This is a genomic window from Aneurinibacillus thermoaerophilus, from assembly GCF_900099925.1.
Classification (GTDB): Bacteria; Bacillota; Bacilli; order Aneurinibacillales; family Aneurinibacillaceae; genus Aneurinibacillus; species Aneurinibacillus thermoaerophilus.
On sequence record NZ_FNDE01000040.1, the window covers coordinates 1 to 17,331 of the forward strand.

17 protein-coding genes, 1 pseudogene and 2 riboswitches are annotated in these 17,331 nt (G+C 45.3%); of the genes and pseudogenes, 13 read left to right on the forward strand and 5 right to left on the reverse strand.

Translation table 11 applies throughout. The annotated features are described in order from the left end of the window. Positions 1-108: 108 nt before the first annotated feature. From kdpB to BLR88_RS20600, 3 genes are read right to left on the reverse strand one after another with little or no spacing between them, the layout of a single operon-like run. Positions 109-2,145 (reverse strand): potassium-transporting ATPase subunit KdpB, encoded by a 2,037-nt coding sequence (kdpB, locus tag BLR88_RS15565; protein ID WP_091261129.1) that lies wholly within the window; start codon positions 2,143-2,145, stop codon positions 109-111. Between the two features lie 43 nt (positions 2,146-2,188). Next, positions 2,189-3,856, reverse strand: coding sequence for a potassium-transporting ATPase subunit KdpA (gene kdpA, locus BLR88_RS15570; protein ID WP_091261148.1), 1,668 nt, complete (start codon positions 3,854-3,856; stop codon positions 2,189-2,191). 39 nt (positions 3,857-3,895) lie between these two features. Next, positions 3,896-3,973: a potassium-transporting ATPase subunit F gene (locus tag BLR88_RS20600; protein ID WP_082706161.1), complete on the reverse strand. Its 78-nt coding sequence runs from the start codon at positions 3,971-3,973 to the stop codon at positions 3,896-3,898. A gap of 502 nt (positions 3,974-4,475) precedes the next feature. Continuing rightward, positions 4,476-4,621, reverse strand: a riboswitch (cyclic di-AMP (ydaO/yuaA leader). Positions 4,622-5,042: 421 nt separating this feature from the next. After that, a riboswitch (cyclic di-AMP (ydaO/yuaA leader) is annotated at positions 5,043-5,200 on the forward strand. Positions 5,201-5,318: 118 nt separating this feature from the next. Here BLR88_RS20600 and BLR88_RS15585 point away from each other — a divergent pair. The 11 genes and pseudogenes from BLR88_RS15585 to BLR88_RS15630 all read left to right on the forward strand — a co-directional run bounded on the left by BLR88_RS15585 (position 5,319) and on the right by BLR88_RS15630 (position 14,838). Beyond that, positions 5,319-5,699, forward strand: a complete 381-nt coding sequence (locus BLR88_RS15585; protein ID WP_091261134.1) for a Na-translocating system protein MpsC family protein — start codon at positions 5,319-5,321, stop codon at positions 5,697-5,699. 48 nt (positions 5,700-5,747) lie between these two features. Continuing rightward, the gene (locus BLR88_RS15590; protein ID WP_057898228.1) at positions 5,748-7,094 is read left to right on the forward strand and encodes a sigma-54 interaction domain-containing protein; all 1,347 of its coding nucleotides are present in this window, start codon (positions 5,748-5,750) and stop codon (positions 7,092-7,094) included. A 362-nt stretch (positions 7,095-7,456) separates the two neighbouring features. Beyond that, positions 7,457-8,512, forward strand: a complete 1,056-nt coding sequence (gene pdhA / locus BLR88_RS15595; RefSeq protein ID WP_254778339.1) for a pyruvate dehydrogenase (acetyl-transferring) E1 component subunit alpha — start codon at positions 7,457-7,459, stop codon at positions 8,510-8,512. After that, positions 8,512-9,495 (forward strand): alpha-ketoacid dehydrogenase subunit beta, encoded by a 984-nt coding sequence (locus tag BLR88_RS15600; RefSeq protein ID WP_057900267.1) that lies wholly within the window; start codon positions 8,512-8,514, stop codon positions 9,493-9,495. Before pdhA ends, BLR88_RS15600 begins: the two co-directional genes overlap by 1 nt. 26 nt (positions 9,496-9,521) lie before the next feature. Next, positions 9,522-10,793 carry a dihydrolipoamide acetyltransferase family protein gene (locus BLR88_RS15605; RefSeq protein WP_057898229.1) on the forward strand — a complete coding sequence of 424 codons (1,272 nt, stop codon included), beginning with the start codon at positions 9,522-9,524 and terminating at the stop codon, positions 10,791-10,793. Next, on the forward strand, positions 10,794-12,224 hold the full coding sequence (gene lpdA, locus BLR88_RS15610) for a dihydrolipoyl dehydrogenase (protein ID WP_091261138.1): 1,431 nt from the start codon (positions 10,794-10,796) through the stop codon (positions 12,222-12,224). It abuts the gene before it with no gap. Positions 12,225-12,340: 116 nt separating this feature from the next. Next, the gene (locus tag BLR88_RS15615) at positions 12,341-12,832 is read left to right on the forward strand and encodes a YajQ family cyclic di-GMP-binding protein (protein ID WP_057898231.1); all 492 of its coding nucleotides are present in this window, start codon (positions 12,341-12,343) and stop codon (positions 12,830-12,832) included. Positions 12,833-12,945: 113 nt separating this feature from the next. Further along, a pseudogene (locus tag BLR88_RS15620) lies at positions 12,946-13,128 on the forward strand (spore photoproduct lyase family protein); the annotation flags it as partial. Next, on the forward strand, positions 13,052-13,246 hold the full coding sequence (locus BLR88_RS19155) for a spore photoproduct lyase family protein (RefSeq protein ID WP_057898232.1): 195 nt from the start codon (positions 13,052-13,054) through the stop codon (positions 13,244-13,246). The pseudogene BLR88_RS15620 and the gene BLR88_RS19155, both read left to right, overlap by 77 nt. Positions 13,247-13,361: 115 nt before the next feature. Beyond that, on the forward strand, positions 13,362-13,796 hold the full coding sequence (mntR, locus tag BLR88_RS15625; protein ID WP_057898233.1) for a transcriptional regulator MntR: 435 nt from the start codon (positions 13,362-13,364) through the stop codon (positions 13,794-13,796). 136 nt (positions 13,797-13,932) lie between these two features. Then, positions 13,933-14,838: a patatin-like phospholipase family protein gene (locus BLR88_RS15630; protein WP_057898234.1), complete on the forward strand. Its 906-nt coding sequence runs from the start codon at positions 13,933-13,935 to the stop codon at positions 14,836-14,838. Between the two features lie 6 nt (positions 14,839-14,844). On the opposite strand, the gene BLR88_RS15635 is transcribed toward BLR88_RS15630, so the two are convergent. Together BLR88_RS15635 and BLR88_RS15640 are read right to left on the reverse strand one after the other, a co-directional pair. Continuing rightward, a complete protein-coding gene (locus BLR88_RS15635; protein WP_057898235.1) occupies positions 14,845-15,249 on the reverse strand; it encodes an SA1362 family protein in 405 nt (134 codons plus the stop codon). A 42-nt stretch (positions 15,250-15,291) separates the two neighbouring features. Beyond that, the gene (locus BLR88_RS15640) at positions 15,292-16,233 is read right to left on the reverse strand and encodes a DUF1385 domain-containing protein (protein ID WP_057898236.1); all 942 of its coding nucleotides are present in this window, start codon (positions 16,231-16,233) and stop codon (positions 15,292-15,294) included. Between the two features lie 147 nt (positions 16,234-16,380). Between BLR88_RS15640 and cccB the strand changes: the two genes are divergently transcribed. Together cccB and aroQ are read left to right on the forward strand one after the other, a co-directional pair. Then, complete coding sequence (cccB, locus tag BLR88_RS15645) at positions 16,381-16,737, forward strand: cytochrome c551 (protein ID WP_057898237.1); 357 nt, start codon at positions 16,381-16,383, stop codon at positions 16,735-16,737. Between the two features lie 141 nt (positions 16,738-16,878). Next, positions 16,879-17,328, forward strand: coding sequence for a type II 3-dehydroquinate dehydratase (aroQ, locus tag BLR88_RS15650; protein WP_057898238.1), 450 nt, complete (start codon positions 16,879-16,881; stop codon positions 17,326-17,328). Positions 17,329-17,331: the final 3 nt, after the last annotated feature.

A 17,331-nucleotide genomic window follows, 5' to 3' on the forward strand; every position in this document is an offset into this window, starting at 1 on the left:
ACTGGGTTTTTTAAGTGCTGCCTTTTTTCGATAAATGAGGCATCTTAATTTCCAATTTCGTAGTTTGAGGAACTTGACATATTACCGCAGGACTTGTCTTTGTTTAAATTACATAAGTCCGGCGATCATCATATCAATGACTTTAATACCGATAAAGGGCGCGACCATACCGCCAAGACCATAGACCAATAAGTTTCGACGCAGCAATCGGTTAGCATCCATCGCTTTATACTTCGCACCTTTCATCGCCACCGGAATCAGCAGGGGAATAATAATAGCGTTGAAGATGAGCGCCGACAGGATTGCGGATTGCGGCGAGGTGAGTCGCATAATGTTGAGTGCCTGCAACTGCGGCAGAGCCACGATGAACAATGCTGGAATAATCGCGAAATATTTAGCGATATCGTTGGCAATGGAAAATGTTGTGAGCGAGCCGCGTGTAATCAGCAGTTGTTTTCCGATTGCGATCACGGAAAGAAGCTTTGTCGGATCGGAATCCAGGTCAATCATATTCGCCGCTTCTTTCGCAGCCATCGTACCTGAATTCATGGCAAGACCAACATCAGCCTGGGCGAGAGCAGGAGCATCGTTTGTGCCATCTCCGGTCATGGCAACCAGCTTGCCCTGTGCCTGTTCACGCTTGATCGCCTCGATTTTATCTTCCGGCTTGGCTTCAGCGATGAATTCATCTACCCCGGCTTCCTGGGCAATCGTCGCAGCTGTGAGCGGGTTATCACCCGTACACATAACGGTTTTAATCCCCATCGCCCGCAGTTCAGCAAACCGTTCCTTTAAGCCTGGTTTTACCGTATCTTTTAAATAGATAAGACCATAGATGCGATTGTTAATGGACACGGCAAGCGGTGTTCCGCCCGCCTTGGCGATTTGGTTTGCTTTTTCTTCTAAATCATTCGGAATCGAGCCGTTGGCTGTTATAACAAACGCTTTAATCGCATCCACCGCCCCTTTGCGAATCTTTGTGCCGTTGCTTACGTTTAAGCCAGACATCCGGCTTTCTGCGGTAAATTCAATAATCTCTGCATCTGCATATTCATTTTCTGGCCACGTAACACCAAGCTTATTTGCTAACTCTACAACAGAACGTCCTTCCGGGGTTTCGTCTTTAACGGAGGATTGTAGAGCTGCCAGCGTTATATCTTTTTGCGATACACCGTCTACAGGGATAAACTCGGCTGCCATACGGTTACCAAAGGTAATCGTTCCTGTTTTATCAAGAATCATCGTATCAATATCGCCGGCTGCCTCGACCGCTTTGCCTGACATCGCCAGCACGTTAAACTGGGTAACACGGTTCATTCCGGTGATTCCAATTGCGGAAAGCAGTCCGCCAATTGTTGTTGGAATCAGGCAAACTAGAAGTGCAATTAATGTTGCGGTATCCAGCTTAATGTGCAGGTAGTTAGCCAGCGGTACAATCGTTATGATAACGAATAAGAAAATGAGCGTTAGTACGGTCAGGAGGGTAGTCAAAGCGATTTCGTTCGGTGTTTTTTGACGTGTTGCCCCTTCAACAAGAGAAATCATGCGGTCAAGGAATGACTCCCCCGGGTCAGTCGTTACTTTTACAATGATATAATCGGAGACTACGCGCGTCCCTCCGGTAACCGAAGAAAAGTCACCGCCTGCTTCTTTAATTACTGGGGCAGATTCTCCTGTAATGGCTGATTCATCAACGGAAGCGAGGCCTTCGATAATTTCACCGTCAGATGGAATAAGCTTCCCTGCGTCAACGCGGACAATATCACCCTTACGCAGCTGGGTGGATGATACCTCTTTAATCGAACCGTCTTTTTGCAAGAGTTTAGCTATTGTATCAGATTTTGTTTTTCGCAACGTATTAGCCTGAGCCTTGCCGCGTCCTTCTGCAAGTGCCTCAGCAAAGTTGGCGAACAGGACGGTAAACAAAAGAGTCAGAAAGACCGTAACATTGTATCCACGGCTTACGGTGCTCGGACCGAATGCATCTGGCACCACACATAAAACAAAAGTAATGAATGTCCCGATTTCAACAATAAACATGACGGGATTTTTGATCATCATGACAGGATTTAATTTTTTAAAAGAGTCGATAACGGCTTGAGTGATCATTTCTTTGCTGAGCGTCTTTTTCTGCTTGATAGCCATACAACATCCTCCTCATTTATAGTCAAACGGACAAAAGGTTCCTTTACATCCCCAGATGTTCGGCGATAGGGCCGAGCGCCAGAGCAGGGAAGAAAGTTAGCGCGCCAATGATCAGAATCATCATTAGCAGAATGACGGTAAACAGCGGCGTATCAGTACGGAAAGTTCCGACAGAGGCAGCGACTCTCGACTTGGTTGCCAGCGAGCCAGCGATAGCAAGCATAGCGATAATGGAGATGTAGCGGCCGAACAGCATGACAAGTCCGATTGATATATTATAAAAATTTTTGTTTGCTGTAAGACCGGCAAAAGCAGACCCATTGTTCGCTGCGCCGGATGTAAAAGCGTATAGCACTTCAGAAATACCGTGCGAACCCGGATTTAGGATAGATGCCATGGATTCTGGACGCAGGAAGGCAAGTGCAGTTGGCACCAGGATAAGAATCGGATGGATCAGAAGGGCAATGGAGGCCAGCTTCATCTCCTTTGCTTCAATTTTTCTTCCAAGAAATTCCGGCGTCCTACCAACCATTAAGCCGCAGATAAATACACTTAAAATGACATAGAGCAGGCCATTTAATAAACCGACACCTTTACCGCCGAATACGTTGTTGAGCATCATTTCTGCGAGCGGAACAAAACCACCTAACGGAGTCAATGAATCATGCATATTGTTAACCGAGCCGGTGGTAGCAGCTGTCGTTACCGCTGTAAATAATGCAGATTCAAAAAAGCCAAAGCGAACTTCTTTTCCTTCCATGTTGCCGTGAATGCCCATTGCATGTAACGCTGGCGTTCCTTTATATTCCTGAAAGAGTACAGTGCCGAGCATAATGAGGAAAATAACGCTCATCGCTGCAAAGACACTCCAGCCCTGACGTTTGTTTTTAATCATCACGCCAAATGCATAAATAAGCGAAGTGGGCAGAAGCAGCATAAATAAAATGTGCAGAAGGTTTGTCAGCGGTGTCGGGTTCTCAAACGGGTGCGCTGCGTTTGTTCCGAAATAACCACCGCCGTTTGTACCTAAGTGTTTGATTGATTCCAGAGAAGCTACCGGCCCTCTGGTAATCACCTGATTTGCCCCTTCCAGCGTTGTCGCGGTCACTGCACCATGTAACGTCTGCGGTACGCCTTGAAAGACAAGAAAGAGCGCGGCGATGAAAGAAAGCGGTAGGAGTACACGGGTTATTAGACGGACAAGGTCAACATAGAAGTTACCCAGTTCATTTTTATTGCCAGATATACCGCGAATAAAAGCGATAGCTACTGCAAATCCTGTTGCGCTAGATGTGAACATCGGAAATGTGATGGCCAGCATTTGGGAGAGATAGGACAGTCCGCTTTCTCCGCTGTAGGCCTGCCAGTTGGTATTCGTAATAAAAGATGCTGCTGTATTAAAAGCCAGTGCGCTTGGCATATTATCAATACCATCCGGATTGAACGGCAGATGTTTTTGGAGACGTAGTACAGCGTATATGAGTATCATCATAACGAAGTTAGAGAATAGCACAGCGGTCACATACTGTTTCGAGTCCATGGATTGTTCTTCATGCACACCCATTATCCGATAAAATAAACGTTCAACCGGCCCAAATACACGATCCAGTCTGGTTTTTTCATAGCTAAATACGTTAACCAGATAGCTTCCTACCGGTTTGATTAATAGTAATGCAATCAATAGAGTGACAGCTACTTGTATAATTCCTATACTCATTTTCGTTCCTCCTCGTCATCGACATTGGTAGCATTAGAATTTTTCGGGTCTCATAAGGACGAAAATTAAATAAACAATAGCAAGGAATGCAATCATGCTAAGTGCAACCATCGATCAATCACCTCCTTATGCTCGATCGCAAAACCAGGCAAATCCCCAAAAAATCAGGAATGATACTACAAATAGAGCGATAGTGATGACATCATGAAACATTCCTCCATCCTCCTTTTTTGGATATCGCGTAGTTTTTTCTAAAAAAAAATAGACCGATGCATACCTCTTCTCCGTTTGAAACGCATGATGAAAGAAAACCGGGTGTAATAGACGCCAGTACACCAGAACTTTTTCATTCCATATAGAGGCAACGGATAAAAAAGTTCCCATGTAAGTCCGGTTTATCATGCGATTCACTGCTGGAGAAAAAGCACGATCGGTCTACCTAATGCCTGCCCATCCCTTCTGGTTGGACTTGCATTCTGTCTCCCTGTTCTTTTTCTTGAAACAGTGTTATTTGATTTTTTCAAAAATAAAAAGACCTGCAAAATATAAGAGCGGCTCATTTTACTGGCGGTAAAGCACAATAAAAAAAGACTGCTCAAATAGGCGGTCTCAAGACCTCCTTCGCTTTAGCCGACGAAGTTAGCTGACGGGTAGGATGGCGAAAGAGCGATTCTCATCCCTCCTTACAAAAGTAAGGATTAACCCCAAATACGTGGGTCCTCCGCTTCCGGATGCTCCGGAATTAGGCCGAATTTGCAATTGTTTTATGTGAATCATTATAAGAGGACTGAAACAAAAAACAAAACCCAAAATTTAAACAAAAAATAGCTAAATTACGTTTTGTTAAAATAATAAAATGATAAAATCATTTATATTCTTACTATATCTCCTTATTTTTTACGATTTCTTCGTATTATCTGTTTTTTTTATGTTGAAGCAGGGCCATGCAAGAAAAATATTTTTATTTTATGCAGTGGAGCAAACAAAAGAAAAAGAGTAAAAAAAAGAGAATATAGAAGAAAAGTAAAAGTTTTTTTGAAAAAAATTTAGATTTTCTTCGCTTTATAAATGCTAATCCTTCTTTACAAAAAGTGAACAGCACACATAATATAAATCCATCCCATTGATGTATTTTGAAATGATGGCAATCGAAGTGCTGATAAAAAGTAAATATTCACATCCAACCTGATCGCTGAGTCCCAAATAGGGAACGGGGGAACCAACCGCGGTATTCAAAATTATAAGCCGCACGGGGTGAATCTTGAATAGCAAATTCAAGTAGGGCGACTCTCACGCCCGAATCCGTCAGCTAACCTCGTAAGCGTGTCGAGAGGAGGAACGTTGTCTTGCTATCGTGACAGCTTTGTTTGTAGTGCGCAAAACCGGAAGAAGACATCCTCTTCTTTCGGTTTTTTTATGAAGAAAAACAGGTAGAAAAAAAAGGGGGGACGTTGTTATGGGACAATCATCAAAAAACAGGATGGAAGCAACGATCAGTGAAGCGTATATCAAATTTTTACGGGAGATTCTCGGCAGAGGACCAAGAGAAACGAAGACATATATTATTAAAGATATGGTGATTGTACGTTTAAAAGAGGTGCTGACCCAGGAAGAAAAGACGCTGGTGAAAATTGAGCGAGGGAAGCCGCTGGTTAAGGAGATGCGGCGTATTTTGCGTGAGTCACACAGCGTGGAAACGGAGGAGATGATTTCACGTATTACCGGTTGTCAGGTGATTTCAAGCCACAGTGATATAAGTACTAAACTTGGGGAGCAGGTGGAATTGTTTATTTTAGATTGTGATTTAGAGAAAATTCTAAAAGTAGATGTAAAATAAAAATTTTGAGACATTTTGCACCGAGAATAAAACAGGAAGGTGATCGCTTTGAACGTAAAAAATTTTATTGATGAGGGCGGCGCCATTATGAACCTCTTCCATGAAGGGGTCGTTATCGTTGATCAGCGGGGAACAGTTTTATATGTAAATGAAGCATGCTCGCGAATCACAGGAATCCCAAAACAGGAGCTCATTGGGAAATATGTAAAAGATGTCGTTTCTGATACAAATATTTTAAAAGTCTTACAGTCTGGTTACCCGGCGCTGGATATTCCAGCGCGTGCAGGAGACAGCGTCGTTATTTCAAATATTGTGCCTATCTATGACGAAACGCAACAGCTTCTGGGAGCTGTATCGATCTTCCGCGATCTAACCGAAATATTGCGGCTGAATCACAGATTGTCAGAAGCGGAAAATACGATAAAAGATCTCCAGCAAAAGTTATCGCTTGCCGATTTAGCTGACGGGAATGATATGCTGATCGGAAATAGTCCTGCCATGAAAAAAATTGTGGAAATTTCTTTAAAAGCAGCGCGGGTTGACTCCACGATCATGATTGAAGGGGAAAGCGGAACCGGAAAAGAAATGCTGGCCCGTTTTATTCATAACCATAGCGAGAGAGCGAAACAGCCATTCGTTGCTGTAAATTGTGCTTCCATTCCGGAAACTTTGTTGGAAAGTGAATTATTTGGCTATGAAGAGGGCGCTTTTTCCGGTGCAAGGCGGGGAGGAAAACAGGGAATGTTTGAACTCGCGGATGGGGGGACATTGTTTCTGGATGAATTGGAGGATTTAACTCCATCTGTTCAGGCCAAGCTTCTTCGGGTGCTTCAATTTAAGGAATTAATTAGAGTAGGCGGAACGAAAACTAAAAAAGTAGATGTACGTATTATAGGAGCCAGCAATCAAAGCCTGGAAAAACTGGTCAAGGAAAAGAAATTTCGTGAGGATCTTTATTATCGTCTGAATGTCGTACGGGTAGAAATTCCTGCTTTGCGCGAAAGGAAAGAGGATATTCCGTTGTTTGTTCATCATATTTTAAAGAAGATGAGACATAAGTTGAACAAAACGGTTAAAAAGGTACATCCAGATGTTATCCGGCATTTGCTTGCTTACCCGTTTCCCGGGAATGTCCGCGAGCTGGAAAATATTCTGGAACTCGCCATTATTATGGATGACAATCAAGTCCTCGATTTGGCTGATTTGCCAGAGCATATTGCTTCCGCGTCATCCGATTCTTCCCCAACCATTCAACTCCCTACTTTGAGAGAAATGGAAATGTCTTTAATAAAAGAGGCAGTAAGCAAATGCAAAAACAAAGCGGAAGCTGCCCAAATGTTAGGAATATCACGGGCTACTTTATACAGAAAAATGGAAGCATATGGTATCTCATGATAAATTTATGTATCATTTTTAAACAAAAATAAGAGATGCTCACTTTGTTTTCTCATTTTGATACATAAAGAAAAACAAAATGTATCATTATTTTACATTTAATCTGATATGAAATCTGAAAATATTGAAAACATAACCTCTTCTTCTTGGTATACTTCTTGCTAATTAAAGAAAGTATCATGACTTCTTCTCTACTCTTGAACGATAATAGGATGTCAATGTATCCAATGGAATGTATACAGTTGTCATCACATTTTATGAAGGGAGAGGTAAAAATGTCGGTAAGCATAAATGGATTACCGGAGCAGGCTGGCAAATTGAAAGCGAATACACCGGTACCGGGCGAGGAAAATACGGCGGAGATGTACCAGGTTTTAACTCCTGAAGGGGAGCTTCGCGAAAGTATCGAAGGAAAAATTGATGAAGCGCTTATGCTTAGGATGTATAAGAATATGCTGCGTGTTAGAATGTTTGACCGGAAGTCCATCATCTTACAAAGACAAGGTAGGATGGGAACCTATGCGCCTTTTGAAGGTCAGGAAGCATCTCAGGTAGGAAGTGCGATGGCTTTATCGCCTCACGATTGGTTGTTTCCGACATATCGCGATCACGCGGCAGCGATTACCCATGGCCAGATGATGTTTCGCGTCTTCTTATATTGGATGGGGCATATGGAAGGTTCCATAAGTCCGGAAGGGAAAAAGATTATGCCTCCATGTGTTCCGATCGCTACACAAACGGTACACGCTGTTGGCACGGCTTGGGCCAGCAAGCTGAAAGGCGAACAGAGTGTAAGCATCGCTTATTTGGGGGATGGTGCGACTTCAGAGGGGGACTTCCACGAATCGCTTAACTTTGCCGGCGTATACAAGGTTCCCGTTATTTTCTTCTGTCAAAACAACGGGTATGCGATCAGTGTTCCCTTTGAAAAACAGTCGGCTTCGAAAACGATTGCCCAACGCGCGGATGCCTATGATATGAAAGGCGTGCGCATAGACGGCAACGATATTTTCGCGGTTTGGCTTACTGTAAAGAAAGCGGTTGAAAGGGGAATAAAAGGCGAAGGCCCGACATTAATTGAAGCGATTACCTTCCGCTACGGAGCGCATACTACGGCGGATGATCCAAAGAAATATCGCGCCCAGGAACTTCTTTCCCGGGAATGGCGGGAGAAGCGCGATCCGCTCAAACGTCTTCAATTATTTTTGCAGAAAAAAGGTTTATGGAACGAGATCATGGAAGAGCAATGGCTGAAGGAAATCAATATTCAGATAGATGAGGAGTTAGCAAAGGCGGAGAGCTATCCGAAATCAAAGCCAGGCGATATGTTTACCCATGTTTACGCTGAGATGCCTTGGCATATTCGGGAGCAGCAAAAAGAATTGCAAAACATCCTGGATAAGGAAGGGAAGAAATGATGAGCCGAAAACTTACAATTATTCAAGCCATAACGGAAGCGTTGGATCAGAAGCTTGCAGAAGATGAGCGCGTGATGCTTCTTGGCGAGGACATCGGGATCAATGGAGGGGTCTTTCGGGCGACGGAAGGATTAATCGAAAAATACGGCTCCGAGCGCGTTGTTGATACGCCGTTGGCTGAAGCGGGCATTATCGGCTCAGCCATCGGGCTTGCCCTTAACGGTATGATTCCGGTGGCGGAAATACAATTTTTGGCCTTTATTTATCCTGGATTCGAGCAGATTGTTTCCCATGCTGCCCGGATGAGATACCGGACCCGCGGTCAATTCGCTGTGCCTATGGTCATTCGTACGCCTTACGGGGCAGGTATTCGCGGGCCTGAACTGCATTCCGAAAGCGTAGAAACATTTTTTGTGCATACTCCGGGACTTAAAGTTGTTGTTCCTAGCAATCCGTACGATGCGAAAGGGTTGTTGATTTCGGCTATTGAAGACCCGGATCCGGTGATTTTCCTCGAACCTACTAAACTGTATCGTGCCTTTAAAGAAGAGGTGCCGGAAGAAATGTATCGCGTGCCGCTCGGCAAGGCAAGGGTGGTACAGGAGGGCAACGATTTGTCGATTTTTGCTTGGGGAACCATGTTGCGTGAAGCCTTACAGGCTGCGAAACGAATGGAACAGGAAAAAGGTTGGAAGTGTGAAGTCATTGATTTGCGTACCCTTTATCCTTTGGATCGCGATACGATTGTGCAATCGGTACAGAAGACTGGTCGCGCGCTCGTCGTCCATGAAGCGCATAAAACGGCAGGGTTGGGCGCGGAGATTATCTCCATTATTAATGATGAAGCCCTCATTTATTTGAAGGCGCCCGTAAAGCGGGTAACCGGCTTCGATGTACCTGTTCCTCAATTCTGCATTGAAGATGACTACCTTCCAAATGTCGAAAGGGTTAGACAAGGAATTGTGGAAACGGTTTTGTTTTAGCTGAAAGATAAATAGGGGGGAAAAGCATGGTTGAATTTAAGCTTCCTGACGTAGGGGAGGGTATGCATGAAGGAGAAATTTCTAAGTGGTTGGTCAGAGAAGGGGAGCTTGTCACGCGCGATCAACCGGTTGTGGAAGTGCAAACTGATAAAGTAAATGCAGAATTAAGTTCGCCAGTAACAGGCGTTATCAAAAAAATCATGTTTTCTGAAGGAGACATCGTTGAAGTAGGAGCAACTCTTCTCATTATTGAGGAGGAAACAGAAGCTGCAGCACCGCCCGCAGCTGAATCAAAAATGCCAGCTTCTCTTGTCAAAATGAGCGAAAACCATGCCAGTCCGGCAACCGCGACGGTACATCGCGCGTTGGCTACTCCGTATGTGCGTCAGTTGGCAAGGGAAATGAAAATAGATATTGAACAGATCAGGGGAACCGGGCCTGCGGGTCGGGTTACAGAAGAAGATGTACGGCGTTTCGCTCAAGATAAGCAGAACGAAACAGTTGCAACGGTTCCAGAAAATTGGGTTGCCGTTGACGATGTGACTAAAGCGAAGCCTGCTGATAGCGTTAGAAAAGCAGTACCCAAAGAACAAGAAGCGGAGGAGCGGATTCCACTAAAGGGCATCCGTAAGAAAATTGCCGAGCATATGGTGAAATCCGTTACCATTATTCCGCATGTGACCCATATAGATGAACTGGAAATGGATGCGTTAAAGGCATTAAGGGAGCGATTGAAGGATTATGCTGAGGAAAGAGGGATCAAACTGACGTTCCTGCCGTTCTTTATTAAGGCGGTTGTCATTGCTTTAAAGGAGTTTAGAACATTAAATGCTTCGATTGACGACGCCACGAATGAAATTGTTTTAAAGAATTACTATCATATTGGTATTGCTACAGATACGCAGGATGGCCTTCTTGTTCCTGTAATTAAGGATGCGGATCGGAAGACCATTTTCCAGCTGGCCGAGGAAATCCGTGATCTTGCTTCCCGCGCCCGGGAAGGAAAGTTGACTTTGGACGAAATTACCGGTGGTACGTTTACCATCAGCAATGTAGGCCCGATCGGCGGATTGTATGCAACTCCGATTATCAATCATCCGGAAGTCGCCATTTTAGCTTTGCATAAGATGGAACCGCGCATGGTTGTCCGGGATGCAGAAGGTGTTATTCGCATGATGATGAATATATCCTTATCGTTTGATCATCGTCTGATCGATGGTGTTACGGCGGTGAAATTTACGAATCGGATCAGAGAATTGTTAGAAAAACCAGAACGATTATTTGCGGAGATGGTATAAATGGTTGTAGGAGAAGTAGCGGTAGAAACCGATGTTGTCGTCATTGGAGGGGGGCCGGGTGGATATACGGCGGCAATCCGTCTCGGACAATTAGGAAAGTCCGTTGTTCTTATTGAAAAGGATACGTTAGGCGGAGTATGTCTGAACCGCGGCTGTATTCCATCCAAGGCTCTCATTCATACGGCCGGGTACTATCATAAATTGGACGATTTTGCCAAAATGGGGATTCGGCTTCCAGCAGACAATGTTTCCTTTGATTTACGTACTTGGCAGAATTGGAAGGAAGAGATTGTCATGCAGCTGAACAAGGGGATCGGTCATTTGTGCAAAGAGAATGGTGTCACCGTCGTCAAAGGTCATGCCATTTTTTTGTCGGATGATCGCGTAGGAGTAGAAACCGATGGAGCTTTTGAAACGTATAAGTTTGAGCAGGCGATTATTGCAACCGGTTCCAGGCCGTCTATCCCTTCGTTTCTGAAGGTGGACGGAGCGAACATTCTGGATTCCACAGCGGCTCTGGAGCTGCGCGAAGTTCCGTCCAGCCTATCCATTATCGGCGGCGGTTATATTGGTATCGAATTGGGAATGGCGTTTGCCAAGCTGGGGTGTCAGGTTACGATTATTGAAATGGCGGAGCGGATTCTTCCCCAGGTTGCCGGCAATGTAGCAAAAGAAGTAGCCCGAAAGGCCAAGAAGCTTGGCATAGCCATTAAGACGGCGACACAGGTTGAGCAGGTGACTGTTGATGATGATCGGGTGCATCTCCGTGTTTACTCCGAAAAACACGGTTCTGAAATGATTGTGAGCGAAAAGACGCTGGTCACTATCGGCCGGGTTCCCAATACACAGGGAATCGGTTTGGAACAGGCAGGGGTTATGATAGATGAACGCGGCTATATATCGGTAGATGTAGAGTGCCGGACAAATGTCCGCCACATATTTGCGATCGGCGACGTCACGTTAGGGCCGGCGCTGGCCCACCGGGCTTCCAAGCAAGGCGTGGTAGCTGCAGAGGTAATTGGCGGACTGCCGAGCGCCATGGATTCTCCATTTGTTCCGTACGTCATCTTCTCGGATCCGCAAGTTGCAGGAGTTGGATTGACGCGCGAGGAAGCCGAGCGGCAAGGGCGTAATGTGAAAGTGGGACAGTTCCCTTTCCGGGCCAATGGACGGGCGCTTGCTACCGATGAGCCGGACGGATTCGTGGAAGTGATTGTAGATGCGGAAAGCCATGTATTGTTAGGGATGCATGTGGTTGGTGCCGATGCTTCCAATCTTATCGGGGAGGGCGTACTGGCTCTCGAACTGGCGGCGCGAGTAGAAGATCTGGCCCTGACGATTCATCCACATCCGACCTTGACGGAAGGATGGCTGGAAGCGGCGGAGGCAGCTTTAGGACACGCTATCCATGTTGTGAATAAACTTGTATAAAAAATCCCTTGCGATCGTCTCTTGAAGGGCAGAGAAGAACATTCTCATTCCCATCCGGTTGCAAAATCTGGTACGATAAGACATAGAACCGGAAGTATATAGCAAGGAGGAAGAGAATGAGCAAGGAGAACTCTTTTGATATTGTTTCCAAAGTTGATATGGCAGAGGTAACAAACGCGATAAATCAAGCGATGCGGGAAATCGAGAACCGATATGATTTCAAAGGAAGCAAAAGTCAGATTACTTTGGAAAAGGACGAACTGGTCATTGTCTCGGACGACGAGTTTAAGCTCGGCCAGGTAAAAGATGTGCTGAGCGGCAAGCTGGTCAAGCGTGGCATCTCGCTTAAGAACATTTCCTACGGCAAAATCGAGCCGGCTGCCGGTGGGACGGTGCGTCAGCGCGCCAAGATCGCTCAGGGCATCGACGCAGAAAATGCGAAGAAAATCAATAAGCTGATTAAAGACACCAAACTCAAAGTGAAAAGCCAGATTCAAGACGATCAGTTGCGTGTCTCAGGGAAAAGCAGGGACGATTTGCAGCAGATTATCACCATGCTAAAGGCGGCTGATTTGCCGATCGATTTGCAGTTTGTCAATTTTAGATAACGAGGAGAGCCCTGGCGTTATGGTCAGGGTTTTTCTTATCGCTTCCATTTGTTGCATGCCGGGGGTGAAACCTTTTCTTTTCACATGATTATGTCTCATAATCAGTATGAGGCATTCCTGGTGAGAAGGAATTAGAACAATATCGGAACGCTAAGCGGACGCTTGTTGTCGGTGTGCGCAAAGCGTTGAAATTGGATACGTCCAAGCTGGCTGCCGAGTATGCGATCCCACTTTCCACGGGCTGCAAGGGTCATTGCCATTACTGCTATTTGCAGACAACAATGGGAAACAAGCCAAGCCGTATATCCGCTTGGATTGATTATTGCACCGCTGTACCGATTTGCCGGCTGGAAAGAAGGATATCGCGATTTGCTGGAACAACTTGAGGCAACGCTCGCCTATTGTTTTCCATAGGAAAAAATTGAGTATTTTACCTGAATTTCTTGCATTTCTTTTTTAAAGTAAGGTATTATAAAAGAATAGCGAGCTGAATGTTCGGATGAGAAGTGTGTAAGGATGGGGGAACGGAATGGCAACGCCAAGCATGGAAGATTATTTAGAACGAATTTACACTCTAATTGAAGAAAAGGGATATGCGCGCGTTTCCGATATTGCGGAAGCGCTTAACGTTCATCCATCTTCAGTTACGAAAATGGTGCAAAAATTGGATAAGAGCCAGTATTTGATATACGAGAAATACCGGGGCCTTGTGTTGACGAGCAAAGGTAAAAAAATGGGCAAACGCCTTGTGGATCGGCACACGTTACTTGAAGATTTTTTGCGCCTTATTGGTGTTTCGGAAGACGTTATTTTCGAAGATGTGGAAGGCATCGAACATCATTTAAGCTGGGATTCGATTACTTGCATTGAATGTCTTGTACAGTACTTCCAGAAAAATCCTGAGCGCATCGAAGACCTTCGTAAATTCCGCGAAGCCCAGAACGATGAAGAAGGAATAGAATAGTATATATACCTTATGGAAAGGAGCGGTTGGAATGGCTGCTCCTTATTTCTTTATTGTTTAGAAACTTATTTTTCCGATTCTGAAACCTGGCCCGCTGGAGTACATTTAACATGAAAAGAGTTGAGGAGGAGAGACCGTGAAAAAAGTTGACGCGGTGTTTGAGGGGGGCGGGGTTAAAGGGATCGCTTTTGTAGGTGCGATCGCGGAATTTGAGCGGCAGGGATTCAGCTGGCATAGAGTGGCGGGAACTTCGGCGGGTGCTATGATTGCCACCTTGCTTGCAGCGGGATACCGGGCCGCTGAACTGGGCGAATTAATGCGTGGATTCGATTATATGGCGCTGCAAAAAAAGCAAGGTGTGGGGAGGTTGCCACTGATCGGGCCATGGCTGAATCTTTGGATAAAGAAAGGCATTTATACGGGGGATTATTTATATAACTGGATGAAAGATTGCCTTGCTAACAAAAATATCTACACATTTGCTGATTTGCCGACGGGAATGCTCAAAGTCATTGCTTCTGACATTACGAACGGAAGTTTGCTTGTGTTACCGGATGATGCAGGAAAAATCGGGCTTGATCCTTGTTCGCTTCCGGTGGCGCTCGCTGTACGCATGAGCGCAAGCATTCCTTTTTATTTTGAGCCGGTTATTGTCAGAAATAAGAGTGTGTCGATCTATGTGGTGGACGGGGGGATTTTAAGCCGATTCCCGCTCTGGCTGTTTGAAGAAAACAGCCAGTCCGCTTATCCGACGATCGGATTTCGTCTCTCGGCCAGTTACGAGGTGAAGTCGTATAAAATTAATGGGTTGCCTGAATACATGCACGCCATGCTCCGGACGATGATGCAGGCGCACGACCAGCGCTATGTGGAGAAGCAACACGCCGCGCGTACCGTTTTTATTCCGACCGAAGGTATATCGGCGGTCAAATTTGATTTAACCGAACAAGAGCGGGAATGGCTCTACCAATCGGGGAAACAAGCGGCGAAGCAATTCATGGTTCGCCTGCCGTCTTTGCGCATCAAAAGAAAAACCTCTTGAGCTTGCTCAAGAGGTTTTGGTTTTTTTATTCGTTTTCTGTTTGTTTTTTTTTCCTTCGATGACCCGGAAAGGATTATCTCGACGCAGAGAAGGCTTAAGGCGGCTCATTTTCCGAAGTTTTAAAGGGGAGGGCATAGAAACTGAAGCATGCTGTCCTGGTTGTTTTAACTTATTGCGTCGTTTTTGTTGGCGCAGCGCTTTCTGGTATCCCTTATCCGTTGGAGCCCCCGTGAACCCTGTCCCGCGCGAGAGGAGCAGACGGTTTACCAGAAAATACATCACTCCGGCGATTACCGCGAAAACGAGAATGGACTTGAACAGACCCCAAGGATTGTTGTAAAGCTGAGTGGCCAATCCGACTCCGACAAGGGCAAGCAACACAACTGTGAAGATCTGAGACTTCCGCGACACCCTAACACCTCATTTCGTATTGGATTACGATATGTTAGAAAGCTAGCTAATCGAGACTGTCGTCGTGGAGGGATTGCTTGCTTCGTCCAGTTCGCGCATGCGCATAAATGAGGCAATGGCTACTTCTACCTGTTTATCATCCGGTTCGCGTGTTGTTAGCTTCTGGAGCCATAACCCTGGATAGCCGAGCATGTGTAAAACGGGAATGTCGCGCAACTTGTTGGTGACTTGGAGTGTTTCGTAGGAAACGCCAATGACAACAGGCAGGAGAAGAATGCGCTGGTAGATTCTTTCCCAGAGAGAATCATAGTGAAAAAACGAATAAATGACCACGCCGACAAGAATCGTAAACATAATAAAACTGCTGCCACACCGATAGTGTAGCGTGGAAAATTGTTGAACGTTCTTTACTGTTAAGTCTACCCCAGCTTCGTATGCATTAATCACTTTATGTTCTGCACCATGATACTGAAAAAGTCTTTTAATCATGGGGGTTCTTGCGATCACAAGAATATATGTGAGAAGAAGGACGATCTTAATGGTGCCTTCGATTATGTTCTGCAAAACATTGTTCGTTATTTTTTGGAACAGTACGTCGGCGAGAATAGCCGGAACAATGGTGAAGATAAGTTTTCCGAATAAGAAGGAAAGTACACCGATGACGGCCACGCCAAGGATCATCGCCAATTTTGAGGAAGCCGATTCGCTTTTCTCCTCTTCGCCCGGCACCATGTCATAGCGTTCAGTAGAGAAGTTCAGGTGTTTAGAACCGTTGGCACTGGCCAAAATAAGGGCGACAATCCCTCGGATAAATGGAACTTTCTGCAGCTTCTTGACCCAAGGCTTCTCATGCTTCAATTCCTCATAATATTCAATTGTGTTGTCTTTACGGCGAATCGCGGTTACAGTATAGCGTCTTCCGCTGAACATCACACCTTCTACGACGGCTTGCCCGCCGTATGCTGGTACTGTTTGTTTTGACAAATTAAACACCTTCCTTATCCTATATTTTACCGGATTTATTTGGTGGTTTCTAGCGGAAAAAACGGGGGAATGCTTCCGGAACGCATGGAAAGTATTGAAATATGTGATAAGGCATAGGTACAATGAATGAGGGGAGGTGAATTAAATATGAAAAAATTTACAACTTTCAGTTTGCTGATGGCATTGGCGGTAAGTTTGTCCGCTTGTGGAGGCGGGGATAAAGCGACAGAAGCCCCAGCTGATCAGAAACAAAGTCAATCCACCGCAACAAGCGGCGGAGGAGCGGACGTGCAAAAAATTATTCAGCAGAAAAACTGTACTTCATGTCATGGCCAAAACTTACAAGGAGCTTCAGGTCCTGCCCTTAACAATGTAGGAAGCAGACTGTCCAAGGATGAAATTAAGCAAATCATCAAAGAGGGACGTGGTGGAATGCCACCCGGTTTGATTAAGGACGAACAGGAGCTGGAAGCGGTAGCTACCTATTTATCCGAACAGAAATAGAAGAAAGCAATGTATTAACTCATTGTGGCATCTCCCGCTGCATGAAAAGGGAGGTGCTTTTGTTATTCAGAAAATAATGATGTGTGTTACAATAAGCAAAACAATGAATGTCAAGGATAGTAGAGGAAAGCAGGTGAAGATATGGCGGCGATTCTTGTCATCAACGGGCCTAATCTAAATATGCTTGGGCGGCGCGAACCGGGCATTTACGGATACGAAACATTGGAAGACGTGGAAGCACGCATCAAGCGGCGCGCCCACGAGCTTGGTGTCACGATTGAATGCTTTCAATCGAACCATGAGGGAGCGATTATCGACCGGATTCACCAGGCGCACGAATTGTGTGACGGTATCATTATAAATCCAGGGGCTTTTACTCATTATAGTTATGCGATTCGGGATGCGCTTGCAAGTGTGAATATCCCTTTTGTTGAGATTCATATTTCGAATATTCACGCGCGCGAAGCGTTTCGTAAAGAATCGGTAATCGCGCCTATTGCCGTCGGGCAAATTAGCGGTCTTGGCACGTATGGATATGAGCTGGCACTTGAAGGCTTGGTACACCATCTAAACCATCTAAACCGGAGATGATAA